The organism is Acrocarpospora corrugata (genome assembly GCF_009687845.1).
Taxonomy (GTDB): domain Bacteria; phylum Actinomycetota; class Actinomycetes; order Streptosporangiales; family Streptosporangiaceae; genus Acrocarpospora; species Acrocarpospora corrugata.
In genome coordinates, this window is sequence record NZ_BLAD01000055.1 from 20320 (window position 1) to 44350 (window position 24031).

A 24031-nucleotide genomic window follows, 5' to 3' on the forward strand; every position below is an offset into this window, starting at 1 on the left:
GGTCGGCGTCGTCGTGAACTTCAGGTGGAGGTGCGCGGGTCCGAGAGGCCCTTCCTGCGTGGGCGCCGTCTGGTTGGCGTGGGTTCGGCCAGGTCAGGGCTGCCAAATCGTTCACGGGACGCCTCTCTGACGGCTTGCTCACGGCCGGGTGTGATGGGTGGCAGCGGACGGGTTCGGAGGGTGAAGGCGGGCGTCTGCTGGCCATCGACCACCAGGCGGGCGACGGCTTGATAGGCGCCGAGGTGTGTGAGGTCGTGCGGTGTGATCAACGGCGCGGTGTGGTGTTTGAGGTCGGAGGCGTCCTTCGGTGAGGACGCGAAATAGATCTTGTTCCGGGCGTCGGCGGACAGCGCTTCGCGGAGGTCGGCGGGAAGCTGGTCCAGATGCTGGTGGGCCAGGACCAGTGAGAGGCGGTATCCGCGCGCCTCGGCCAGGACGTCGTTGATGTGGCCGGGCAGGTTCAGGAAGTTGTGGCATTCGTCGATGACCAGGGCGGCATCAGGTCGTTCCTGTTCGGCGAGGCGGGCACGCCGGGTCGCGGCCTGCCAGGTGTGCGCGAGCAGGATGGAACCGAACAGCCGGGCCGCGTCATCACCGAGAACACCTTTGGGCAGGCGGGCGAGGATCAATCCGCCGTCGCTCAGGACCTGTCCGATGGGAACCGTGGTGCGCGGGCTGGCCAGAGCTTGCCGGATGAAGGGTCTGAGCAGTACGGCGCGCAGCTTGTTCATCACCGGCCCGATGACGGAGGCCTGTCCGGCTGGGGTGAGGGAGTGATAGGAGTCCCAGAACCCGGCCAGGAGTTCATCGTCCAGTTGGGCCGTGATGCGAGAGCGGAAGGCCGAGTCGGTCAGCAGCCGGGGCACCTCGCCGAGGGTGGCGCGGGGGCCGAGCACCTTCGTCAGGGTCAGGCAGGTGGACCGGAGCAGGTCGTCCACCCGCGGTCCCCAGGCGGAGGCGAAGCACCGGTGAAAGATGGTGACCAGGGAGTCGACGGCGAAGGCGGGATCGCCGCCCGCGAGGACGTTGATCGAGGGCGGGCGGCCGGGGGCCTGCGGGTCGAAGACCGCCGTCTTGCGGACTGCGCGTTCGGGCAGCCGGGCCATGATGTCGCGGATGAGATCCCCTTTGGGATCGATCACGAGGGCGCCCCGGCCTGCGTGGGCGTCGGCCAGCACCAGGTTGGCCAGGAGCGTCGATTTCCCGACGCCGGTACCGCCGATGATGTGGGTGTGTTGCCGCCCGTCGGCGACGGGCAGCGCGACCGGACGCGACGGCCCGCTGTCGGTGTCCCCTAGGACCCGCACAGGGCCGTTCACGGCGGTACGGGGTACGGCGGGTGATGGCGCGATGGGGCGGGCACCCGCGCGTACGATTCCGGGCGCGTCGGCGTCCCAGGGCAGGTGCGCCAGCGCGGCCAGCTCGCCGATCGACAGCAGGTACCCCGAATCTAGGCGGCGAGAGGCGATGGACCGGAGCAGACGGACGAGCCGGGCGCGCCGCAGGTACTGGTGGCCGGAGGTGTACAAGGCGAAGACGCCGGCCACGGTGTGCGCCTGCGCGCGTAGCCAGCTGTCTCTACTCTGGCCGGGCAGTTCGTCCTCGTTGAGGACGGCGACCGCGTATCGGATGGTGACCGCGTAGCGAGGCTGGCTCGTCTTGGCCAGGATGGCGCGTACTTGCTCGGCCCGCTCGGGGAACATCCGGGCCAACTCGCCGGGGCGTGAATGACCGGGGGCCAGTACGAGTTCATCAAGGGCTTGGCCCAGCGCGTTGCCGGATGGCGCGCCGCGCAGCACGGCGGCGGCTCGATAGGCGTGCCGAAGTCGCCTCCCGGTGATGGGCCTCGCCAGGATCTGGACGATCGCCTGCTGGCTGTCGCGCAGTCCGTTCATCGCGGCGAGGAGGGAACGCACCGGGTCATTGGAATGGTCAGCCTTCAGGGGGTAGTGCTCGGCCCGGCCCAGGACCAGCCGCCCGCCTGTCGCCCGCGCGGACCCGCCGAACGGCTGGTCAGCTGGCTTCGTCGAGGTGGTCGCTCCTGGCCAGGCGGCATGAACAGCCTTCTCGACAGTGCCTGCGGGGACGGTCCCGGATACCCAAAGGCGAATTCGCACTCCCGACTCGTCGCCCAAGTACTCCCATGCCAGGTGGGATTGGCCGATGAAGAACCGTTTCCAGGCGGGACTGAGCAGGCCGACGAGCTGGCTCCACAGCACAGCCGCCCCGGCGGGATCGCTGCTCGGTGGGGACGAGATCTCGATGATCCGCGCGCCGGGCGTGAGGTTGGCGTGCCTGATCCAGCCGAGCAGGTAGCGAACGAGAGCGAGCGCCGATAGGAGCACCGTGACGGAGATCGCGATACGCGGCGCTTGCCCGACCAGGAGTTCCGGGAGCCGGGTGGGCAGGGTGCGTAGGAAGTCCAAGACGGTCTGAACGTCGTCTCCGTCGAGGTCGCACAGCAGGCAGGGCCCGGGTGAAGGACTGATGGTCACAGCGGATCCATTTCGTCGTCTCCGCTGCGGTCAGGGGTTTCGAGGCTCAGCACAGGAGCGGAGGGGTCATAGCGGTCCAGTTCGGCGAGTTCGGCTGGATCGGTCGTGATGAGCGAGGTTTCACGGGGAGACGCGATGACGTGAAAGGCGGCGCGGCTCGCTGGACCGGCTATCAGCAGGGCTTGACCCCGCTCGGCGGTGAGGAGGAACTGCCGTTCCCCTTCGGTCAGATCGAAGGCGTCGCCGATCGTGTGGATTGCCTGCGGTGCCTGGCGCAGCAGGATCTGGCTCGCGGCGTTGGCGACGATGGCCTGACCGAGTTCGGACCCGAGCAGGTCGGCCGCGTCCTGGGTGACGACCGTCAGTCCGGCCCAGTGCTTGCGGGCCGCTTTGGCCATCCGGTAGAGGAACCGCGCGCCCTCGGGCTCTTTCATCAGCAGCCAGGCTTCATCGACTACGACAAGCCGCTTTCTGCGGTCACGCGGATTGGCCACCCGGCGCCAGATGGCGTCCAGGGCGAGCAAGGTGCCGACGGCCTTCAGCTCTTCGGGCAGGTCCCGAAGCGAAAAGACGATCAAATGCCCGGTCGGGGTGGTCGAGGTCGGCCCATCGAAGATTTCGCGGTAAGAGCCGGTCACGTACGGCATGAGCTGGCTGGCCAGTTCTCGCCCGTGCTCACCGGCGTCCAAGGCTTCGACCAGGTCAGCCAGCAACGGCGCGGGCCGTGACCATGTGGACGGGTCGTGGGTGATGCCCGCCGCCTGGTAGGCGGAGGAGACCGCCGCGTCCAAAGCCGCCCGCGCGTGTCCGGTGAGGGGGCTGCCGAGCATGGTTGCGACGAGGGTCTGCAGGAACAGCGCACGGCGCGTCAGCACGTCGCCGCCCTGGTTGGCGGGCAGATCGAGGGGGTTCCATCGCACGCCGGAGGCGCCGAGTCTGAGGTGCGTTCCTCCGACGGCTCGGGCCAGGCGGGCGTACTCGTCCTCGGGGTCGACGATGGCGACTTCCACGCCTTGATAGAGCAGGCGCAGAGCTTCGAGTTTGGTGAAGAAGCTCTTGCCGGCACCGGAACGGGCCAGCACCACCGAGTTGTGATTGTCCTGGGCGTACCGATCCCACACCACGACCCCGGAGCTGGCCGCGTTCAGCCCGTACAGCACCGCTGTTTCTCCGACTGGGGCGGCGAGGTCGGGTGAGGTGAAGGGAAAGGCCGCGGCGAGGGCGGTGGTGTCGAAGCTGCGGGTGATGCGCAACGTGTCGCTGGCCAGCGGCAGGCAGGTGGTCCAGCCCTGGAGGGCGCGGAAGGTTGTGGGTTGGGTGTCGAGCAGGAGCGAGGAGGCCAGCGCCTGCACCCGTTCCGCTTCTGCGATGAGTTGCTCCTGGTCGGATGCGTGAAGAGTGAGATAGAGACCGGTTTTGAACAGGCGGCCGTGGCCTCGGGCGAGGCTGGCGGCCAGATCGGTGGCGTCGTCGGCAGCCGCCTCGGTCGAGAAGTCCTGTAGGTGGCCCTTTTCGGCGTCGGCGCGGCTGGCTGATTCCAGGCGGGCCAGCTGACGACGCAATTGCTTTGCCGCCACGGCTTGTGGGATGGGCTCCACGTGCAGGGACACGTCCAAGCGGCCGGGATAGGTGAGCAAGGGTTCAAGCCAGCCCGCGCCGACCTCACGCGGGTAGCCGACCACGGCGAAGGAGGCGGTGATCCCGTTGGGAAGGGTCACCGAACGTGCCCCGACCTCCAGCGCACCCGGGTGGGCGACCGTGCTGAACTCGGATCCACGTTCACGCCGCCGGAACCGCACTCGGGATATCCGTGGTGATTTCAAGGGCATGCCTCACTGCTGGTGATCAGTTCGTCGGGGCGGGCGGCGGTGAAGGGATGCCAGCCGCCTGGATCAAGGCATTCGGTCAAGATTCGATGAGCTGCCGAGGCGTCCAGGACGCGCGTGGTGAGGCCGAGCGCCGCGAGGATGTGCTCGGTTTCGGCGGCACGCCGCAGAACGACGGCAGCGCAGGCATCGCGCCGTACGGCCCGGCGTCCGTTCGCCGGTTGGTGTTCGCGGAGAACGATGAGCACCTGCCGGGCGAGCAGGTCAGTGGTAGCGCCCAGGTGGTGCAGGAACTCGATGTGCTCCGCCGCGGCGTGGGTCAAGGCTGGATGGGGCAGGTCCTCGGCGTGCCTCGCGGTCCCGTCGATGAGATGGCCGAGGTCGATCGGCTTGGCTCGGACCAGGATCTGGACCGGCGCGTCGAGGGAGTTCAGCCATCTGCCGAAGGCGCCGACCAGCGCGTTCTGTTCGCCAGGGGTGCGCAGATGAAAGGAAAGGGTGGAGGTTTCCACCAGCACCGCGACGCCTTCGCTCAGTTCCAGAGCTCCGTCGGTACGGATGGCACGGACCGGCAGCCGCAGCGGAGCAGGCAGCTTTCCCCGCAGGCGGCACCACCTGGGCGGTTCGGCGACTCCCTCCGGTGCGGTCACCAGCCGCTTTGATGAACGTGCGAACACCCAGGCCGCGACGGCGAACTGATCCAGGCTCAGCCCGTCACGTCGTCCGAGAGCGAGTGCGGTTCCGACGGCGATGACGGGCAGGAGAAGCGCGGCCAGGATCAGTACGGGGAGCACGTTGTGAAACAGGTAGTAGATCCCGGCCGCCAGGCCACCGGTCAGGGCGACGATGACCAGCTGCCGGACGGTGAGCCCAAAGGCGATCTTGTCGGGCTGGTCGACGTCGGCGGGAATGCGCGTGATCAAGGGGTCGTCATCTGGCACGGGCGCTCCTCAGCGTTCAGGGATAGGCGAGCCCGAGTTCACTCGCTGCCCTTTCTCGGTTGGCGGGTTCTGGGTTGCCGGCGGGGAGGCGGATCCAGGCGCAGCCGGAGCTGGCCGGGCCTGGGCGCCCTGGTCGGCATGCCGGGAAGGCGGTCCTGCACCCATGGCGGCCGGGGTCGGATCCACGGTCCGGTAGGGGGCGGGGGCGGGGTGGCAGGTAGGGATGTGGCCGGGATTCGCGTCACGGGGAACGGCATCGCCAGCTGGCGGCCACGGCGGGCTGCCTCCGACGGCGAGGACGCAGAGGTCGAGGGTTTGGCCGGTCTCGCGGGCCGTACCTCAAAGGGCAGGGCGAGCTGTTGCGGGCCTTGCGTAGTGGGAGCGTGCTTCACGGAATGACCTCCTGGCGGAGCCCCTTGGCGTGCTGAGGTTGCCGGGGTTTGGGGTGGTCGGTGGCTGCGTGGGGGTGCGCTCCGTGCGGCAGATCCTCGGCGGGTTGCACGGCTGGCGGTCGCCGCGCTGCGGGCTTTGCCCATGGCGGAGCCGAGCGCCCCCATCGTCTTGTAGACGATCACCGCTTTCACGACGCGTTTGAGCAGGCTGGGCTGGGCTTGCTGCCAGATGGTGCGCGCCACCCAGCGGGGAATCTTGACCAGCACGAACAAGATCCCGATCAGGATCAAGGCGTCGAGTGCCCGGCTCACTGTCGACTGTCCCGCCACTACCAGGCCGCTACCGTCGCCGGCGTCCGGGAACGCTTCCCTGGCATCGGTGAGGAGGGTCTTGAAGGCCAGGACCAACGCCAAGGCCTGGAGCACCTGGATGGCGAGGACACCGGTGAAGCAGCGCCACCACAGGCGCGCCACTCCTTGCGTTTGCGGCAGCCCGTGGCAGAGCAGCGCGAGCGGCGCGGCCACGATGAGGAACATCAGCAGGGCGACGCGGATGACCGCGATGAAGGCCAGGATGACGCCCAGCAGTACGGCCACGCCGATCAACAGGACCAGGAACAAGAACACGGTCTGCTGGTCGCCCAGGAGATCGGCGACCTTGCCCGCGATCAGGTTCCCGGCCCGATTCCCGTCCACCCCCTCGCCGAGCAGCGCACCGACGAGGGCGTTGGCCAGCTGGATGGCGTACTCGCAGAGAGCGAACGAGCTGTTGATCAGGACAGCCGCCACGCCCAGGCGAGGAAGGACTTCTTTGATCGTGGTCGAGGTTTGCAGGGTGCCGTGCGCCATGATGATGACGCCTCCGGCCAGGACAAACAGCACCAGCAGCGTGTTGGCGAGGGTCTGGACGTGACCGGAAAGCTCCTGGATGCGGGCCAGCATCGACGGTGGCGGGGTGGACAGCAGGGTCTGCCCGACCATGACGAAGGCGGGATTGATCGCGTCGGTGACCAGGCTGGTGAACCATCCGTTCACCGCACGGTTGATCGTGCAGCCGACGTCCATCCAGCCGCACCCATCCGGAGCGGGTGGCGGGGCGATCGAGCTCACCTGCGGTGATGGTGCGGGTGATGACAGCGAGGGCGTCGGTGACGGACCCGGACTGGCCACGGCTGGGCTGTTGGCCGCGCCCAGTACGACGATGCCCGTCGTGAGCATGGCTGTCGTGAGTGTGGCCGCGACCCCGGCCGCGATCAGGCGGTGTGGCGGGGACCGACGTCGCGCGGGGGCCATGTCAGGCACCGACGATCCCCTTGAGGATCTCCACCAGAAGTGGTGCCAGGACGGCCAGGCCGTAGCCGATGGCGGCGTTTCGGACGCACTTCTTGGCGGCTTCGGCTTCCCCGGGGTCACCCGCGGACGCCATGTATCTGACGCCGCCCACGGTCAGGAAGAGCGTGGCCAGCGCGACGAGCAAGCCGATGACCACGTTGCGGAGGTTGTTGATGACCTCGTTGAGCGAGGACGGCGTGGCCAGCACCTCGGCCGCTGCCTGCGCCCAGGCGTTGGCGGCGTGGGTGATGAGGAGTTGGACCAGAACGCCGAAGGTAAGCCCGCCTGCGATCACTACGGCCGCTAGGAAGACCTTGCGCCGAGAAGTCCGCGTCGCGACCGCTCGTGGTTCGCGTGCGGGCGAACCGGGTCCGCTCGTTTTCACTTGCTGCCTCCCATGCGTGTGTTCTTCCGGTGTCCGAGGCAGCGCGGAGGCACCAGCCCGGCGTGGGTCTGGGTGGGCCTCCTCCTTCGCGGCGGGAAACATGCGGGCGGACCGGTGTGACAGGGACCGGTGGCGTGGTGTGACCCGCGCTGTAGCTGATGCCGTCCGCGCTGCCTTCACTGAGACAAAGACCAGGCCGAAGGGCCGAGTTCGGACATCGGAACCAGCGGATTTTGCTGGTTTATGACGCGCCGGATGGCACCTGGTCCGTCTGGAGGTGGTCTACCGGACGGTGGAAAGGTCGCCCAGGTCGCCGTCCATGAGCGCCTGGTAGAGGGCGGCCTCCGCGCGCTGGCGGCGCTTGAGGATGGTGCAGTAGAGCAGGCCGCGGCTGCGGCAGTAGGTGCTGAGGGGGATGTTCTCCAGCCGGGTCAGCCCGATGAGTTCGGCTTCCTCGGCGGTGATGACACCGGATGCGACCGCCCCGGCGAGCAGCAGGTCGGCATGGCCGGCCGGGTAGGACAGCGCCTGCTCGCCCTCGCCGAGTTCGGGAACCGTCAGCAGTTCGGGCTGCTGGGTGGCGTGGGCGCGCAGGACGGCGAACTGGGTGAGGCGGGACAGCCGCAGCACGGGATGGGACCAGGTCAGGTTGACCCGGACGACGGCTTCCATGTAGCAGGCCAGCACGTCGGCTTCCAGGTCTTCCCGATCGGCGGTGATCTTGCTGGTGAGGCTTTTGGTGAGCCGGTGCAGCATCGGCAACGCGAGAGCGACGGCGGCGACCATCCACGCCTTGCGATGAGTGCGAGCCTGACAGATCAGATGCCGCCATACCTCGTCCCGCGTGGTGCGGGAGCATGCGGGGTGCAGCAGGATCGCTCGCAGCTCATGCAACGGGATGAGCCGGGCGGGGAGCCCGACCCCGAGTTCGGCTCCGTCAATGGAAAGCGGCTCGGGGCCGGCCATCAGGAGGTCGAACGCGTGCTGGGCGACATCCAGAGGCAGTGAGCTGGACGGCCGGAACGGGACGGGCGGAACGGTGTCGGAGTCCACGCTGGTCCGGGTGTCGTTCCCGGAGGCGGTCACGGAGTCGGTTGCGGTGAGGGCGTGAGACATTGCAGCTCCCGAAAGGGGTGGTCGGTTCGGACGCTGCTCATGCCGCCAGAGCCCCCGGACAGGAACCGGACAACTTCCGGACGGACATCGGACCGGGCAAAACTCCGCTGATGATCGGGCGATGCTCCGGCACCTTCGATCACCTGCGGAAACGGGCTCAGGAAGAGCCCGAGGCGGGATACTCCGCGACGACGGCCGTGCGCAGCAGCTCTACGGAACTGGGCGTGAGCTGCGGAAACAGTTCCGGCCTGGGCAATCAAGTCAAGATTACGGAAACGCGTTCGTCGCTGATCCCAGATCTGCCGGGAACCGCCCCGGCCGTCAGGCGAACAAGGGTTGATCCAGTCGCCCAGCCGGAACGCTGCTTGACGGGCTGAGATTCTCCGGAGACGCCGGATTGGGCGGGCACGGTTCTCCGGGTATGCCTGGTTCGTCGGGTGGTGGGGTCAGATGGTCTTCCCGCATCACTCGAATTACCTTGGGCCAACTTATGTCCATTTGGCCGTTATGCAGCGCTCCTGATCTGTACGTGAAGTGATGCGAATCGCTGATCATTTGCTCACGTGCTGAAGGGTTGCCACGGGGCGGCGCTGGTGACACGGGCCCGCAATGGAGGGCCTTCAATGCTTCCACTCTGAGTGACTATCCAAATACCCTCTGCTCATGCGTTTGATGACACTCGCGGCCCTCGCCGCGCTACCTCTATCCACCCTGACCACCACGGCACCGGCTCTGGCCGCCGACCCGACATCCAGCGGCTCGTTCAAGGCGTACGCGATCTCCAAGCTCGGCCCGAACGAGGTCGAGGTGACCGGGTCGATTCGCTGCACCTCCGACGACACCGTCACCCTGGACATCCTCGTCTCCCAGACCGTGACCGGCGCCGGACAGCCCGCACCATCAGGCGGAGCGAAGGCCACGGTGAAGTGCACTCCAAAGATTACGGATCACAAGTTCCGGGTGCCCATCACCAAGGACGGACCGCTCAACGACCGACCGGTCGCCATCGCCACCGACATGTTCAACAGCGCGGGCACGAAGATCGCCACGGACGGGCACATCGCGAGATTCCCCTCCAAAAACCCCGGGCCCTTTTGGCCTTTCCTCCCCGGACAGACGTCGTCCCAACTGCCGCCCCTTCCGTCCGGGCTGTTGCCGCCGCTCCCGCCGCCAATCCGTGTGCCGGAGGCTGACCTCTGAGCTGTTACACCCAGGGAAGACCCGGGGGCCCGCGCCATACGGTGCGGGCCCTTGGCGTTGGTGGCGATTCGTCGCGCGCCAGCGGGCCGAGCCTCGGTCGCCCACGCCGCACTGGGCACGAGGATGAGGCGTGAGCCGAACAACTGGCAGGAGACAGGGTCCCGTTCAGGCTCGACGAACTCTGTCCGCCGAATGTACGAGAAGCGTTTGACCTGCGGAAACGGCAGGAAGGTGGGCCGTGTGACACGGTGAGGGACAAGCAGGCATGATCGAGCCTTTGCCTGACGGCCTGTCCCACCCGGTGCCTCGCGGCAGGTATTTGGAGGGGTGACAGGGACCGGTGACCCGGTGATCGGGCCACAACATCGTGACCACACATTCTTTCCCGCTCGCCCACCATCCGCTCGCTAGAGACTCCTGGCCCGTCGATCCCTCCGGCGCGAGGGAGGCAGCCGAGGTTCGCGCGGCTGAGGACGTGGTACGGCGCCGTCTTCCGTTGAGTGTGTGGCTGGCCACCTCCGGCAGCCAGTCCACGCCCGTCTGCGGAAACGGCTGCTGCTTCCCCGTGACCAGCGCACTGTCGCGGCACCTGCTGTCGGCCTGCACACGGCTGGGTGAGTCGGTGGTCGACCTCAACGCCACCGACCCTCACTTCGCTTCCAGTGCCCTGTCCATGGGGTGTCCCATCACCGCCACGTTCGCCGATACCCGCCTGGCCGACGTGGCCTGGAGGGCCTTGACGCGCGCGCACAGCGTCCAGGCCCTACGAGCCGTCGATCTCCGTGTCGCGCGTCCACGGCCGACAAGCACAGATCCGCTCGTAAAAACGCGGCGCGGCACGGCGGCACTTGTCCTTCTCAGACAGTTGTGCCGAGTCAGCCCTTCGTTCAACGCTGTCGCCGAGGCGGCGGACTTGGGGGTGAGCCACCGAGGTGTCGGCCTGGCCACGGAGTTGCTGAAGCCAGGCGGGTACCTGGCGGTGGTCACCGGCCTGTACCAAGGGAATGGCCAGGTCGATGACCCGGTTCCGCGGATCATCTCGCAGGCCAAGCAGGCGGGGCTGACCTACCTGCAGCACATCATCGTTCTGCACGTCCCCGCGCGAGGTGAAGCGACGGCGCCCACGCCGACGGCAGCACTCTCGGATGAGAGAGAACTTTCGGAATGCCGAGCGCTTCCCGCCAGCACCCGCGTTCACTCCGACCTGCTCATCTTCGTCAAGCTCGCCCCGGCCGGCCCGCCTGACCCTCCAGGAGAGGACGTGCCCGTCCGGCGGAACGGGAAGGGGTCCCGATGAACGCCACGGCGGAGTCCACAGCGGAGTCGACGATGTCGGTCTGGGCGACGGGCCAGCAGCAGTCCCGTCACCAGCGCAAGGGCCGCTACCTGGCGGACTCGATGAAGCACCCGGCCAAGATGCTGCCCGCCATCGCCGCCACGGTAATCGACACCTACAGCGCGTCCGGCGACCTTGTCGTCGACCCCATGTGCGGGATCGGCACCACCCTGGTCGAAGCCGCCCACCTCGGGCGGCGCGGGATCGGTGTGGAGTTCGAGCAGCGGTGGGGCGAACTGGCGCTTGCCAATCTGGCTCACGCGCGCCGCCAGGGCGCGCCGGGTTCGGGCCGGGTCGTCATCGGAGACGCCCGAGCCGTCACCGCGCTGCTCCCTGAGGTGGCCGGGCAGGCGGCGCTGGTTCTCACTTCACCTCCGTATGGTGCTGCCACTCACGGCCACGTCCGCTCCAGCCGCGACAGCGGCCAGCCTGGGGTTCACAAATGGAATCACCGCTATTCGCGCGACCGGGCCAACCTGGCCCATCAGAGCCTGCCCGACCTGCTGGAGGGGTTCGGCCGCATCCTGTCCGGCTGCGTTCAGCTGCTGCGGCCCGGCGGGGTGGCGGCGATCACCGTGCGTCCGTACCGCGATCGCGGTGAGCTGATCGACCTGCCGGGCCAGGTCCAGCAGGTCGCCCGGCAGGCAGGGCTATCGCTGGCGGATCGGGTCGTGTGCCTGCTGTGTGGGCTAGGAGAAAACCGGCTGCTGAACCGGGCCTCCTTCTTCCAGCTTCACGAGGCCCGAAAGGGCCAGGCGCGCGGCTTGCCGATCCACGCCACGGCACACGAGGACCTACTGATCTTCCGCAAGCCTCCAGCCGAGGCCGGGGATCTCCCGGACGGGGCGCGGTAGCCCCGTCAGGGGGCAACCGTCACGCGCGTCGTGGCCGTTGTGACCAGCGGATTTTGCTTGACGCCAGGGCCGGAGGCGGGCGTCGATACCCCCGCCTCCGAACCGGTGCCATCGCACGCCGTGGGCCGCTGTGTCCGACCGTACGCCACGCGGCTGGCCAGCGAACCCAATCGGCATTCCGATGGGCCGGTCCGGGGGCGCAGCGCCCGCCAACTGGCCGTCACACCCATCCCGTGAACGTCGCCGCGCCGACCCCAACCGGGCCGGGGCCTGGTTACGTGAACGGCCTTTCCTATGGAGGTGATCAGTGATGACGGAAACACCGAAGACACAGGCCACACCGGCGACACCAAAGACGCCGCACGATCTCGGCAACGCTGACGCGGTGCAGGCGGAGGTGATCGATGTGGTGACCGCCGGTCGGCTGCTCGGCATGGGCCGTACCAAGGCTTACCGGCTGGCCCAGACCGGCCAGTTCCCTTGCCGGGTGCTGCGTATCGGCGGCCGTTACATGGTCCCCGTCCGTGGGGTGCGGGCGCTGCTCGGATACGCCGACGACGAAGCCCGTCGCGGCCAAGAGCATGATGAGAAGGGATGACCCCCGGTGGCCAACGGAACCACCTACAAGACCTGCACCTGCCGCGACGAGCAAGGAAAACGCCTCGGCACCAGCTGCCCGAAACTGCGCCGACCCGGTCGCAGCGGCGAACGATGGAACAGCACCCACGGCAAATGGGCTTACCAGCTGGAGCTGCCCGCGCACGCCGACGGCAGGCGACGCAACCCGCTCCGGCGTAGCGGATTCGACACCCTTGAAGAGGCCGAGAACGAACTCGACCACGCCCGCGGCCTGCTGGCCCTGGACGACGACCCCCAGGCGAAACGGAAGATCACCGACCTGATGCTGTCGGTAGTGAAAGACACCAGGAAACTGCCCGACACCGAGGAGGTACGGCGCAAGGTCCGCACCTGCCAAGACCTCAACCGGCAGATCACCGTCGCCGAATGGCTGCAGGAGTTCCTGGCCCGCAAACGCCGCATCGAAGCCACCACCCGCGCCGGTTACGCCTCCCACGTCCGCCTCTACCTCACCCCGTACCTGGGAGAAGTCCGGCTGGATCGCCTGCGTGTCTCCGACATCGCGGGCATGTTCGACGCCATCGAGGAGTTCAACGACATCATCGCGGTCGAGCGCGCCAGCGGCGACCCGGAACGCGTCGCGAAGGTGAGATACCGGCGGCCGGTCGGGCCTCCCACGATGCACCGCATCCGCGCCACACTGCGGCACGCGCTAAACATCGCCATCCGGCAAGACCGGCTGCTGGACTTCAACCCCGCCGCCGTCGTCGAACTCCCACCCGCAGCCCGGCCCAAACCCGTGGTGTGGACCGAGGAGCGGGTGACCCAATGGCGGGCCGACTATTCGGCCCGTACCGAGGCCGCGCGCCGGATCAAGGCCCGGGTGGATGTGATCGGCTTCTTCATCTCTGTCCCGCGCCCGTCGCCGGTCATGGTGTGGACACCGGCCCACACCTCGGCGTTCCTGGCCCGCGCCCGCCGCCACCGCTTGCACGTGCTGTACCGGCTGATCGCTCTGCGGGGATTGCGTCGTGGCGAAGCAGTGGGCCTGCGCTGGCCGGACGTCAACTTCTCGGGAGCAACGATCGGCGTGCATTGGCAGATCACCCAACTCGGCTGGCAGCCCGTCCAGGGCAAGCCGAAGACCGACGCCAGCGACCGCGTCATCGCCGTCGACACCGAAACGATGAAACTTCTCAAGAAACACCGCGCCAGGCAGGCCGAGGAACGCCTCGCCGCGGGCGACGACTGGACCGACAGCGGGTTCGTCTTCACCGATGAGCTCGGCCGGCCGCTGCATCCGCAGCACGTCACCGACCAGTTCTACTGGCTGGCCTTCGAAGCCCAGCTCCCACCCGTAAGGTTGCACGACCTGCGGCACGGCGCGGCGTCCCTCATGCTCGCCGCCGGAGTGGAGTTGAAGATTGTGCAGGAGACGCTCGGCCACGTTTCCTCGACCTTCACCCGCGACACCTACACCAGCGTCTATCCGGAGGTCGCCGCGGCTGCCGCCGAGTCGACGGCAGCCCTCCTGGCCATTCCCTCCTCACCGGCCCCTCCCCGCGGATAACTCGGGACCGGCCCAGTTCAGACGGAGTTCAGACTTCGATCCGATCGCCAGAACAGGTGATCAATCGAGGCTGAGCCCGGGTTCCCGACGTGGGCCCGCCTCGAAGCCGGGGCGGGCCCGCGTCCATTGGACCGCGAGTGTCGGCGGGTACCGGCGCACGGACAGGCTGGAGCGGCTACCGTCTGGTGATCCAGACCGATTCCTCGCAGCGCCGCGTGACGCCTCTGATGCCGGTGCACATCTTGAACACATCGACGTGGCTGATGTAGGTGCGGTCTTCTCCGCAGCCCCACGCGGCTCCGTTGGAGTCGGCCACGGTGTAGGTGCCGAGCATGGATGTGGCGTACTCGGCCTCCACGTACAGGTTGTCGGCCTTGTTGTCGCACACCACGATGTGGTTGCGGTCTTCTGATACATGAACACTCCCAGCGGTGGTCGCATGGCCCCATCCCGGCGCGGGACCGGTGGCTGAGGCGGGCACGGTGACCATCACGGCAAGGGCAGCCGAGGCGATGAAGACGCGAACAAGCACAGCGATCCGTTCCGGAAGGGGCCGTCAAAACGGCTGCCATCCTGAACGAAGTTCCCCCCGGCCTCGGCGCATTGACCGAGGCTTGGCCGGTGAACAAGCCGGTCGGGGAAGAGCGAGACCCGCGAGCCGCTTCCGGGGGTGTTCTTATGGTCGTCAGATGGGTCTGACTTGACGTGGGCTGCCCTTATCGATCTTCAGGCGGCACGGCGCGTGCCCAGTCCGTGCCCATGAGCAACCAACGAGCAACACCTTGCGATCTCGCCTCGACAACGAGGTCCCAAATCGGGAGGAATCGGCAGGTCAAATGGGGTCAAAGGTGGTGGGGCGCCAGGGATTCGAACCCTGAACCTACGGATTAAAAGTCCGGAGCTCTGCCGTTGAGCTAGCACCCCTTGTGTTGCAGGGTACAGCGAGTCGCAGCGGTCCCGCGACGGGCTTTCCCCGTGATCCAGACTAGCGGCAAGCCTCACCGATAGGCAGGCAGACCCGTCAGCGCCTCTCCGAGAACCAGCGTGTGAATCTCCTCGGTGCCTTCGTAGGTCAGCACCGACTCCAGGTTGTTCATGTGCCGGATGACCGGATACTCCAAGGTCACCCCATTCGCCCCCAAGATCGACCGAGCCTGTCGAGCAATGTCCAGAGCCGCCCGAACGTTGGCGAGCTTGCCGAAGCTGACCTGCCGAGGACTGAGCTGCCCAGCGTCCTTCAACCGCCCGAGATGGAGCGCGGTCAGCCCGGCCTGCCCGAGACCGACTGCCATCCAGGCGAGCTTCTCCTGAGTGAGCTGGAACCCCCCAATGGGCTTGCCGAACTGCACGCGACTCTTCGCATAGTCGATAGCGGATTCCAGACAGGCGCGCCCGGCGCCCACGACACCCCACAGAATCCCGAACCGCGCCTCCGAGAGACACGAGAGCGGCCCCTTCAACCCGGTGACCCCAGGAAGAACCGCCGAAGCAGGCAAGCGAACGTCGTCGAAGTAGAGCGACGACGTGACCGAAGCCCTTAGGGACAGCTTGCGGTGGATCTCAGGGGCGCTGAACCCAGGCGTCGACGTGGGAACCACGAACCCCCGGACTCCCGAATCCGTCTGCGCCCACACGATGGCGACATCGGCGATCGAGCCATTAGTGATCCACATCTTGGAGCCATTGAGGATCCAGTCTCCCGAAGGGTCCTGTTTCGCATTCGTACGCATCCCCGCCGGATCCGATCCGTGATCAGGCTCAGTCAGCCCGAAGCACCCGATCGCCTCGCCGGCGGCCATCCGCGGCAGCCACTCCTCTTTCTGCTCCTCCGACCCGTACTTCCAGATCGGGAACATCGCCAGCGACCCCTGAACCGACACGAACGACCGCAACCCGGAATCCCCGGCTTCGAGTTCACGGCAAGCGACCCCGTACGAAACAGCGTCCAGACCCGCGCAGCCGTACCCGGACAAATGCATCCCGAGCATCCCCAGCGACCCGAGCACCGGCCCAAGCGTCGAAGCGGGGAACGTCCCGTTCTCGAACCAGTCGCCCACTCCGGGCAGCACGTGTTCCCTGACGAAACCCTGAGCCGTGTCCCGGACCATGCGCTGTTCGGAGGTGAGCTGGTCGTCCAGGTTCAGCAGGTCCATGGGGTCAGGGTATCCGGGGATCATCGGGGTTGTACCAGGGGCAATCCCGATGTGCATAGTCCTTATCGCAGGGCAGTCTGAAGACATGAACGAGATGACTCCCCACGGTTCGGTCAAGCAGCTCCGTCGTCGCAAGGACGGTAAGGTCATCGCCGGAGTTTGCTCCGGTGTTGGCAACTACGTCGGGATCGACCCCAACATCCTGCGGGTCGGCCTGGCCATCGCGTCGCTCTTCGGCGGCCTCGGTGTCGGCATCTACGCGGTGGCGTGGCTGCTCATTCCGGACCAGGACAAGGACGCGTCGATCGTCCAGAATCTGATCGACAACAACAAGGACAACCCGGTCTGGAAGGACACTCAGGCCAAGGTCCAGGACAAGTGGTCAAAGGCTACGAACCGGCACCAGCCGTCGATGCCCCACGACCCGTACGCCCACCACCCCTACAGCCAGCCCAAGGCGGACGACAAGCTCTAAGCAGCCCGGACCTTGGCGATGATCTCCGTACGGGACTCGGTCCAGGTCATGGCCAGCACGGCCGCGGCGGACAGACCGGCTGCTCCGGCCAGTGCGACCACGGGCTCGGGGCCGAGTTCCTGGGCGAGCGCGCCTCCGATCAGGATGCCGACGCCCTGTGCGGCCAGCAGGCCCGACTGGACCAGCCCGAACGCCTGCCCCCGACGCTCCGGGGGCACGCACTGCACGAACGCGGCATTGGCCGCGAGCTGGTACGCACCACCGACACCCGACAGAACCCATAGCAACAGGACGATCTCCAGCGGCGGCCGCATCGCGCAGAGGATCAGCGGCGCGCAGGTCAGCATCGCCATCCACCCCATGGCCCGCAAACGCCCTGATGGCGTGACGAATCGGCTGAACAGGAACGCTCCAAGGACGGTCCCGGTCGGCATCGCCGCCATCAGTAGCCCGCCGATGACGGGCACGGGTAACCGGCCGTCGTCCAGTTCCGCCGCGTACGGCACGGCGATCCCCTCCGGAAGCACATAGAAGCCGCACAACCAGGCGAACAGCACCAACGTTCGCAGTCGTCGGTCGCCGAAGACCAGTTGGGCGCCCGCCCGGGTCATCGTCCACATCGACGGCCGGTTCTCGTCCTCCGGCGTGGGCGCGGCGCGGCGCCGGACCCCGGCGACCAGGATCAGCGCCGATCCCAGGAACGTGGCACAGTCCAGCGCCAGCGCCCGGTACGGCCCCAGCCCGGCGATCACCGCCCCGCCGGCGGCGAAGCCCAGCATCTGAACCGCCTGGTTCGTCATGTTCTGCAGGGCCGAACCCATGACGTACCGATCGCCTTCCAGGATCTCCGGGAGCAGCGCGGCCCGCGCGGCCGAGAACGGCGCGCTGAGCAGCACGACCAGGAACACCAGCACGCAGAGCACCGGGAACGGGGTGCCCGGAATCGCCATGATGGCGACAAGACTGGCGCGCAGCAGGTCGCACAGGAGCATGACGCGGCGGCGCGGGAACCGGTCCGCCAGCCCGGCGAGCAACGGCCCACCGATGATCGGCGGCAGGTACGTCAGCGCGTAGACGGCCGCGGTGGCCAGCGGCGACTGGGTACGGTTATAGACAAGAACGGCCAATGCGACCTGGGCCAGTTGGTCGCCCAAGAGCGACATTCCCTGCCCAAGCCACAACGCCCGGAATTCTCCGATCGCGAGGACTTCGCCGTAGGTTGCCTGGCGTTCGGGCGGACGGCGGTGCCGACCCGGTAGCCGGTCGGGCTTGGTGGCCGCCATTTCTCTCCGCTGAGCTTGCAGGACTGCACCTGACAGACCGTGTTCAGTATGTCACCTACAGTGCCTACCGCGCTCGCGAATTGCAACCCCGCGACTACCATCCGAGTTCGTGCAGCGCCTCGTCGTCGATGCCGAAGTGATGGGCGATCTCGTGGACGACGGTGATCTGCACCTCTCCGACCACGTCTTCCTCGGTATCGCAGATCTCCAGAGTGGGATTCCGGTAGATCTCGATACGGTCGGGTAGCATGCCCGAGTACCACTCGCCGCGTTCGGTCAGTGGAATGCCGGTATACAGCCCGAGAAGTCCTTGTTCGGGCGGATCGTCTACTACGACCACGACAACGTTGTCCATCACCTTGGCGAGCTCTGGCGGGATCGTGTCCAGCGCTTCGGACACGAGCTCCTCGAATCTGTTCCGCGAGACCTCGATCACAGTGCCAAATCTACTTGGCCCCGGATTTCGGGGTAGACATGAAGGACGTGGAGCTCACCAACATCGTCCGCCGCCTCGCCCAGGGCTGGCTGGCGCGGATCCTGGCGGTCATCATGGTTGCCCTGGCCGGCGCCTGGCTGGGGCTGTCCTTCGGCGCGTCCACCCAGACCGCCGTCGGTCCCGCCGACATCGGCATGACCCTGCAACCCGCCTGGGGCGGCGAAACAGTGATCGACGTGCGCCCCCTTGGCACGCTCCGATTCGACAGCCACAGCGGTCCGATACGGCTGGGCATCAGTATCGAAGCCGTTCATCCCGACGTGGCCCAGCAGATCCTGCAGAATCCGAGATGGGCCGATCGGCTGCCCCAGACCATCGAGACCGACCTGATCGCCGGCCTCCGCAAGCTGATCATTCGAGCGGTGATCTGCGCGGTTCTGGCCGGATTCCTGACCGGGCTGATCGTCTTCCGCAAGCTCTCCGCGGCCGCCTGGACCAGCGGCATCGCGCTCCTGTCGGTCGCCGCGCTGGGCGTCACCTCGGCTTTGACCCTCAATCCCCGCTCGATCTCCGAGCCCAGGTATACCGGTTTGCTCACCGGTGTGCCATCTCTGGTGGGAGACGCCCAATCGATCGTCACAAAATTTTCTGAGTACCGCGGCCAGCTCGCCAAACTCGTGACAAACGTCTCGCAACTCTACGAAGCAGGCTCAACCCTCCCGATCTATGAGCCCGATCCCGACACCATCCGGGTCCTGCATGTCTCCGACCTGCACATCAACCCCGTGTCCTGGAACGTGATCCGCTCCCTCAAGGAGCAATTCAAGATCAATATGATCATCGACACCGGCGACATCAGCGACCACGGCACCACCGCCGAGAACGGTTTCGTCGAAGAGATCGGCCGCCTCGGCGTCCCATACGTCTACGTACGTGGCAATCACGACTCTCGCGAAACCGAAGAAGCCGTAGCCAAGCAGGAGAACGCCGTCGTCCTCGACGGAACCTCCGCGGAAATCAAGGGTCTACGCATCTACGGCGTAGGCGACCCCCGCTTCACGCCCGACAAATCCGTAGACGTCGACTCCGATCCCGTCTCCCTCACCAACCTGGGCCGTTCCCACGCGGTACGGCTCTCGCCCCCCGAATGGCCACGAAGCAGCTCAACCTCCGCGCCCGACACCATCCCCGCCGACCTCGTGGCCGTCCACGACCCCACCGTCGGCCGTGGTTTCAGCGGCTCGGTGGCCCTTGTGCTGGCCGGCCACACCCACGCCCGCTCCACCGAACTCCTTTCCACCGGAACCCGGATGATCGTCCAGGGTTCCACCGGCGCGGCGGGCCTGCGGGGCCTCGAACACGACGAGCCGACTCCCCATCAGGCGTCAGTTCTGTACTTCAGCAAAGACACTCATCGGCTCCAGGCCTGGGACGACATCACCGTCGGGGGCCTCGGGGAGCAGTGGATCCAGTGTGAACGTCATATCGAGCCCGAGCCAGGTCGTACAATTTTCCCAGAGCCAGGGAACGTCCCGTCGCCATCGGGAACGATCAGTGGCACGCCGTCGCCGATCGCTTTGGCAACAAGGGCTCAAGTCCCCTATGCTTCAGAGGTCTCCGACGGAAGACGGCACGGAACAGGGAGAAACCCCTGAGCCCCCATCGTCTAGCGGCCTAGGACACCGCCCTTTCAAGGCGGCGGCACGGGTTCGAATCCCGTTGGGGGCACTGGTTTACCAGGGAAAAAGGCAGGTCGAAGACCTCCTAGGAACTGGTAAGCTAGACGAGCAGAACAACACGGAAGCGCAAACTTCCGGACATAGAGGTCCTGTAGAGCAGTTTGGAGTGCTCGCCACCCTGTCAAGGTGGAGGTCGCGGGTTCAAGTCCCGTCAGGACCGCTCCCGACGCAAGTCGTCGAGGTCAGGTAGCTCAGTTGGTACGAGCGACCGCCTGAAAAGCGGTAGGTCGGCGGTTCGACCCCGCCCCTGACCACATTAGTGACCAGCTAAAACGCCCCGGACGGTTTTCGTTCCGGGGCTTTTTTTGATCTTCGCTGACCGCCGAGGTCGACATCGCCGACCGCACCTTCACCGAAGAGGGCTCAGCGGGCCGCAGTGACCAGGGTGCCTGGCCGCGAATGGTTCAGGGGCCCCTGGCCGGGAGCTGGACTCCTCCAAGGCGGTGGACCAGGGCGGCGGCCTCGACCCGGCCGGTCACGCCCAGCTTGGCGAGGATGTTGGACACGTGCACGCTGGCCGTCTTTGGGCTGATGAAGAGCTCCGTCGCTATCTGGGCGTTGGACCGCCCGGCGGCGATCAGGCCGAGAACCTCGCGCTCGCGTTCGGTCAGGGTGAACTGCGCCATCGGATCCGCCGGGGCGGGCACCGGCTCCGCGGGCGGCTTGTCGGTGAGCACCAGCCGGGCCCGCCTGGCCAGGGCGTCGATCTCGCTGGACAGCGGCTCGGCGCCCAGTCCCGCAGCCAGGCGGGACGCCTCTGCCGCGGCCCGCACCGCTTCGCCGCGATCACCCGTGGCGCACTGCTGCTCCGCCAGCCGGAACAGGCAGTAGGCCAGCATGTACGGTTCGTCCGCGGCTCGCCACGCCATGACGGCGCCACGCCACTCCTGGCCGGACGGAGGACCGGCCTGGGGGTGCCGGGTCTGCTCGGCCGTGATCGCCAGGGCGTACCCTCGGGTGGCCGGGGTGATCGCGGGAAACTTGCCGGCCATCGCGACCAGCTGTTCGACGACCTCGGCGGACGGGACGGCCTCCCGCCTGTCGCGAGCCAGGATCACGCGGTCGACCCCGATCCTGATGCCCAGCCAGATGAGCGGCATGGAGAAGCGTGCCAGCTGGGTGCTGCCGACGTGCCGCAGCGCCTCCATGATCGTGGCGGTGGCGCCGTCCAGGTCGCCGGCCAGGCGTTTCGCCTCAGCCAGATAGCCGGCCAGCGGATGCAGGAACTGGGGCTCGTTGGAGTCGATCACCATGGCCGCCGCTTGCCGACAGAGCCGGGCGGCCTCCTCACCCTGGCCGCTCAGCACGGCGGTCTGCGCCGCTCTTATGAGCAGCGTTGCGTAGAAAACCCCTTCCGGCTCACTGCGCAGCACCTGCGTGATCGCCTGCCGTGCCTCTTGCCAGCGCCCCATGTTTCCCATGGACTCGATCATGTTCCCGGCCAGGTAAGCGCCGGAGGTGCGGACGCTGCCGGCACGTCGAGCCAGCTCCAGACCCGCGTTCGCGCTGTCGATCGCCTCCTGGTGGCGGCCGAACAGCTCCAACGCGTCACTGGAGTTGATCCAGCCGCGCAGAGCCGTCTCCACCGCGCCGATCCGCTCTGCCAGCCGCACTCCTTGCATCAGGCTGTCGAGGCCGGCCTCGTCCTCGCCGAGGTACGCCCGAACCGAGCCCAGCGTGATCAGGGCCTCGGCCTGCTCGGTGTGCGCACCCACCGCCATGGCCACGGCCACGGCGCGGTCGGCGATGGCCGCGGCCTCCCGCAAGGACCCATCGCGCAGGTATGTCGCGGCGAGCGCGGTCAGCAGCGCGGCATGGGCGTACTCCGGAGGCTCGGCAGGCAGCAGGTCGAGCGCCGCCCGCAGAATCGAGATGCTCTCGTCATGCTGTCCCAGGTCGAGCAGTGTGCGCCCGACGCGCCACATGAGCAGTGCCCGCCGGGAGACCGAGCTGCTTTCGCCCAGTTCGGCCAGCGCCTGGCCCACCAGGGAGCGTGACCGGTCCACCGATCCGGCCCGGTAAGCGGCATCCCCGGCGTCCGTCAGCACCCCGATCAGGTCGGTACTGGTCAGTTCGGGGGCGTTCGGCACCCGAGCCCAGATTTCCAGAGCCCGCTCCAGATGCATGAGCTGCTCGGCCGGCGCATACGCCGCCGACGCCTCGGCCGCCGACAACAGCGCGGGCAGCGCCGCGGGCAGGTCCAGCGCGGCCAGCCAGTGATGGGCCAGCGACGCCGACGCCTGATCGTCGGCCAGATCGGGCTTGGCCGACAGCGCCCGCGCGTACGCCACGTGCCAACCGGTCCTCTCGCCGGGCAGCATGTCGTGATAGACCGCGTCCCTGGCCAGGGCATGCCGGAAGGCGTAGCCTTGGCCGCCCTCGTCCACCAGCAGCAGATGGTTCTCCACGAGTTCGCGAAGCGCCTCGAACAGCGCGGCCGGCTCCATTCCCGCCACCGCCGCCAGGAGGCGCTCGGGCACCTGTCGCCCGGCTGCCGACACGGCCCGGACTAACCGCTGGGCCCCCGGTGAACGGGCCTCGGCGCGGATCAGCAGCAGATCGCGCAGCGTTGGGGACACCCCTGAGGCACCGCCACCGCCGTTGCGCACAACCTCGACCATCTCCTCGACCAGGAAGGCGTTCCCCTCGGAACGATCCAGCACCAGGTCGAGCGTGCTGGGGTCGGCGGGCCCGCCGAGGATGGCCGCGACCTGGGCGGCGACCTCCTCGCGGCGGAACCTGGCCAGCTCCAGTCGATGTGCTTCGCGCATCCGCTCCCACGCGCTCAGCAGCGGGCGCAGCGGATGCCTGCGGTGGATCTCATCGGACCGGTAGGTTCCCACCATCAGCACCGGTGCCTCGCGCAGGGTCCGGATCAGGTAGGTGAGCAGGTTCAGGGTGGTCTGGTCGGCCCAGTGCAGGTCTTCCAGCACCAGCATCAGCGGCTGGTCGGCGCTGAGCCGTTCGATCATCCCCAGCACCAGTTCGGGAAGGTGCGCGGCCCGATCGGCGGACGTGCCGGGGATCGGCTCCAAGCTGGGCAGCACGTGGGCCAACGGGCCCCGGGCGGGCCCCAGCCATGCGTCCACCTGCTCCGGCGAAGCCGACCGGATCAGTGCCCGCACCGCCTCGGCCAGCGGCGCCAGCGGCAGCCCTTCCGGGCCGAGCTCCACACAGTGGCCGGTGAGAGTGCGTAGGCCGGACGTCTCGGCCAGCCGGATCACCTCGTCGACCAGCCGCGTCTTCCCGATGCCCGCCTCGCCGCCGATAAGCACGAAGCAAGCGTGTCCCGCCCGCACTCTGGCCACCTCAGCCGCCAGGGTCGCAAGTTCCTCGTGTCGTCCCACGAAGACCGGGCTGACCGCCATCGCGCGCATGCCCGCCACCCTCGCATCTGCCGACAATCCTGTACAGATCCTGATACGGCAGACACTTTGCTGCCCCTCGTAGCGGGCCTTGCTTGCGCTATATCGGCGTACCCATGAGGGGCATCAAGCGCTGCTGGACGATGCTCCGTTGAGTGCACCCCTCGACGGGCAGCTACGCGCGATGCTCTGGGGGATGAGTCCCACGGACGCTCGCGTCCATGCTCAAACGAAGCGGGGTTATGGCTGGCTCCACGAGGTAGCCTCGAAGCTATGACTGCGAGCCACCGCACACCGCTGGAGATGACCCGGCGGAGATCTTGCGCGCCTTGCCGGTGAAGTGGCGTTCGGCGACGCCGGGATCATGTACTTCAAGGTCGACGAGGCCCAAAAGCTGATCACGATCTTCAACGTGACGTGGGCGGGATGACAGCGACGGTGACCTGCGTGACGAAATCTTCTCCGAAACACTCGTTCGGTACGGCTTGAGGTGGCGCGTCTGCCGACCCTTCTACCACCAATCCTGGACCAGTAGACTCGGTGCACGTTGAGGT

General features: G+C 67.4%; 18 protein-coding genes and 4 tRNA genes. 10 read left to right on the forward strand and 12 right to left on the reverse strand.

Going from position 1 to position 24031, the window contains the following annotated elements; all coding sequences use genetic code 11:
* Positions 1-20 precede the first annotated feature (20 nt).
* From Acor_RS20355 to Acor_RS20380, 6 genes are all read right to left on the reverse strand, one after another.
* Positions 21-2495: a type IV secretory system conjugative DNA transfer family protein gene (locus Acor_RS20355; RefSeq protein WP_246238828.1), complete on the reverse strand. Its 2475-nt coding sequence runs from the start codon at positions 2493-2495 to the stop codon at positions 21-23.
* A complete protein-coding gene (locus Acor_RS20360; RefSeq protein WP_246238829.1) occupies positions 2492-4294 on the reverse strand; it encodes a VirB4 family type IV secretion system protein in 1803 nt (600 codons plus the stop codon). The genes Acor_RS20355 and Acor_RS20360 overlap by 4 nt, the downstream gene beginning before the upstream one ends.
* A 20-nt stretch (positions 4295-4314) precedes the next feature.
* Complete coding sequence (locus Acor_RS20365) at positions 4315-5262, reverse strand: PrgI family protein (protein ID WP_155338293.1); 948 nt, start codon at positions 5260-5262, stop codon at positions 4315-4317.
* A 38-nt stretch (positions 5263-5300) separates the two neighbouring features.
* Positions 5301-6764 (reverse strand): TrbL/VirB6 family protein, encoded by a 1464-nt coding sequence (locus Acor_RS20370; protein ID WP_155338294.1) that lies wholly within the window; start codon positions 6762-6764, stop codon positions 5301-5303.
* 184 nt (positions 6765-6948) lie between these two features.
* Positions 6949-7371: a pilin gene (locus Acor_RS20375; protein ID WP_246238831.1), complete on the reverse strand. Its 423-nt coding sequence runs from the start codon at positions 7369-7371 to the stop codon at positions 6949-6951.
* A gap of 282 nt (positions 7372-7653) precedes the next feature.
* A complete protein-coding gene (locus Acor_RS20380; RefSeq protein ID WP_155338295.1) occupies positions 7654-8487 on the reverse strand; it encodes a hypothetical protein in 834 nt (277 codons plus the stop codon).
* Positions 8488-9150: 663 nt separating this feature from the next.
* Here Acor_RS20380 and Acor_RS20385 point away from each other — a divergent pair.
* The 5 genes from Acor_RS20385 to Acor_RS20405 all read left to right on the forward strand — a co-directional run bounded on the left by Acor_RS20385 (position 9151) and on the right by Acor_RS20405 (position 14026).
* Complete coding sequence (locus Acor_RS20385; protein WP_155338296.1) at positions 9151-9687, forward strand: hypothetical protein; 537 nt, start codon at positions 9151-9153, stop codon at positions 9685-9687.
* A gap of 496 nt (positions 9688-10183) precedes the next feature.
* Complete coding sequence (locus Acor_RS20390) at positions 10184-10984, forward strand: hypothetical protein (protein WP_218034386.1); 801 nt, start codon at positions 10184-10186, stop codon at positions 10982-10984.
* The gene (locus Acor_RS20395) at positions 10981-11877 is read left to right on the forward strand and encodes a TRM11 family SAM-dependent methyltransferase (RefSeq protein ID WP_155338298.1); all 897 of its coding nucleotides are present in this window, start codon (positions 10981-10983) and stop codon (positions 11875-11877) included. The genes Acor_RS20390 and Acor_RS20395 overlap by 4 nt, the downstream gene beginning before the upstream one ends.
* Positions 11878-12187: 310 nt before the next feature.
* Positions 12188-12475 carry a helix-turn-helix transcriptional regulator gene (locus tag Acor_RS20400; RefSeq protein ID WP_155338299.1) on the forward strand — a complete coding sequence of 96 codons (288 nt, stop codon included), beginning with the start codon at positions 12188-12190 and terminating at the stop codon, positions 12473-12475.
* Positions 12476-12481: 6 nt separating this feature from the next.
* Positions 12482-14026: a site-specific integrase gene (locus tag Acor_RS20405; protein ID WP_155338300.1), complete on the forward strand. Its 1545-nt coding sequence runs from the start codon at positions 12482-12484 to the stop codon at positions 14024-14026.
* Positions 14027-14201: 175 nt separating this feature from the next.
* On the opposite strand, the gene Acor_RS20410 is transcribed toward Acor_RS20405, so the two are convergent.
* The 3 genes from Acor_RS20410 to Acor_RS20420 form a co-directional block, all read right to left on the reverse strand.
* Positions 14202-14558, reverse strand: a complete 357-nt coding sequence (locus Acor_RS20410; protein ID WP_155338301.1) for a hypothetical protein — start codon at positions 14556-14558, stop codon at positions 14202-14204.
* 317 nt (positions 14559-14875) lie between these two features.
* A tRNA-Lys gene (locus tag Acor_RS20415) sits at positions 14876-14950 on the reverse strand.
* Between the two features lie 74 nt (positions 14951-15024).
* Positions 15025-16179, reverse strand: coding sequence for an acyl-CoA dehydrogenase family protein (locus Acor_RS20420; protein ID WP_174876173.1), 1155 nt, complete (start codon positions 16177-16179; stop codon positions 15025-15027).
* Positions 16180-16264: 85 nt separating this feature from the next.
* On the opposite strand from Acor_RS20420, the gene Acor_RS20425 reads away from it, so the two are divergent.
* Entirely contained in the window at positions 16265-16654 is a 390-nt protein-coding gene (locus Acor_RS20425) for a PspC domain-containing protein (RefSeq protein WP_170317010.1), read from the forward strand.
* Here the strand turns inward: Acor_RS20425 and Acor_RS20430 are convergent.
* Positions 16651-17937 carry an MFS transporter gene (locus Acor_RS20430; RefSeq protein WP_155338304.1) on the reverse strand — a complete coding sequence of 429 codons (1287 nt, stop codon included), beginning with the start codon at positions 17935-17937 and terminating at the stop codon, positions 16651-16653. The two genes, Acor_RS20425 and Acor_RS20430, sit on opposite strands and share 4 nt — an antisense overlap.
* A gap of 94 nt (positions 17938-18031) precedes the next feature.
* Complete coding sequence (locus tag Acor_RS20435) at positions 18032-18373, reverse strand: metallopeptidase family protein (protein ID WP_155338305.1); 342 nt, start codon at positions 18371-18373, stop codon at positions 18032-18034.
* A gap of 194 nt (positions 18374-18567) precedes the next feature.
* Between Acor_RS20435 and Acor_RS20440 the strand changes: the two genes are divergently transcribed.
* From Acor_RS20440 to Acor_RS20455, 4 genes are all read left to right on the forward strand, one after another.
* Positions 18568-20028 carry a metallophosphoesterase family protein gene (locus Acor_RS20440; RefSeq protein WP_246238833.1) on the forward strand — a complete coding sequence of 487 codons (1461 nt, stop codon included), beginning with the start codon at positions 18568-18570 and terminating at the stop codon, positions 20026-20028.
* Positions 20029-20101 (forward strand) — tRNA-Glu (locus Acor_RS20445). It begins immediately after the preceding gene.
* Positions 20102-20197: 96 nt separating this feature from the next.
* A tRNA-Asp gene (locus Acor_RS20450) sits at positions 20198-20272 on the forward strand.
* Between the two features lie 20 nt (positions 20273-20292).
* Positions 20293-20366 (forward strand) — tRNA-Phe (locus Acor_RS20455).
* Positions 20367-20516: 150 nt separating this feature from the next.
* Here the strand turns inward: Acor_RS20455 and Acor_RS45500 are convergent.
* Entirely contained in the window at positions 20517-23489 is a 2973-nt protein-coding gene (locus Acor_RS45500) for a helix-turn-helix transcriptional regulator (protein ID WP_155338307.1), read from the reverse strand.
* Positions 23490-24031 lie beyond the last annotated feature (542 nt).

Excerpts from the sequence above, each read along its gene's own strand:
- Acor_RS20380 (WP_155338295.1), bottom strand. The coding sequence starts at position 8,487 with ATGTCTCACGCCCTCACCGCAACCGACTCCGTGACCGCCTCCGGGAAC.
- Acor_RS20385 (WP_155338296.1), top strand. The coding sequence starts at position 9,151 with ATGCGTTTGATGACACTCGCGGCCCTCGCCGCGCTACCTCTATCCACC.
- Acor_RS20395 (WP_155338298.1), top strand. The coding sequence starts at position 10,981 with ATGAACGCCACGGCGGAGTCCACAGCGGAGTCGACGATGTCGGTCTGG.
- Acor_RS20400 (WP_155338299.1), top strand. The coding sequence starts at position 12,188 with ATGACGGAAACACCGAAGACACAGGCCACACCGGCGACACCAAAGACG.
- Acor_RS20420 (WP_174876173.1), bottom strand. The coding sequence starts at position 16,179 with ATGGACCTGCTGAACCTGGACGACCAGCTCACCTCCGAACAGCGCATG.
- Acor_RS20425 (WP_170317010.1), top strand. The coding sequence starts at position 16,265 with ATGAACGAGATGACTCCCCACGGTTCGGTCAAGCAGCTCCGTCGTCGC.
- Acor_RS20430 (WP_155338304.1), bottom strand. The coding sequence starts at position 17,937 with ATGGCGGCCACCAAGCCCGACCGGCTACCGGGTCGGCACCGCCGTCCG.
- Acor_RS20440 (WP_246238833.1), top strand. The coding sequence starts at position 18,568 with ATGACCCTGCAACCCGCCTGGGGCGGCGAAACAGTGATCGACGTGCGC.
- Acor_RS45500 (WP_155338307.1), bottom strand. The coding sequence starts at position 23,489 with ATGCGCGCGATGGCGGTCAGCCCGGTCTTCGTGGGACGACACGAGGAA.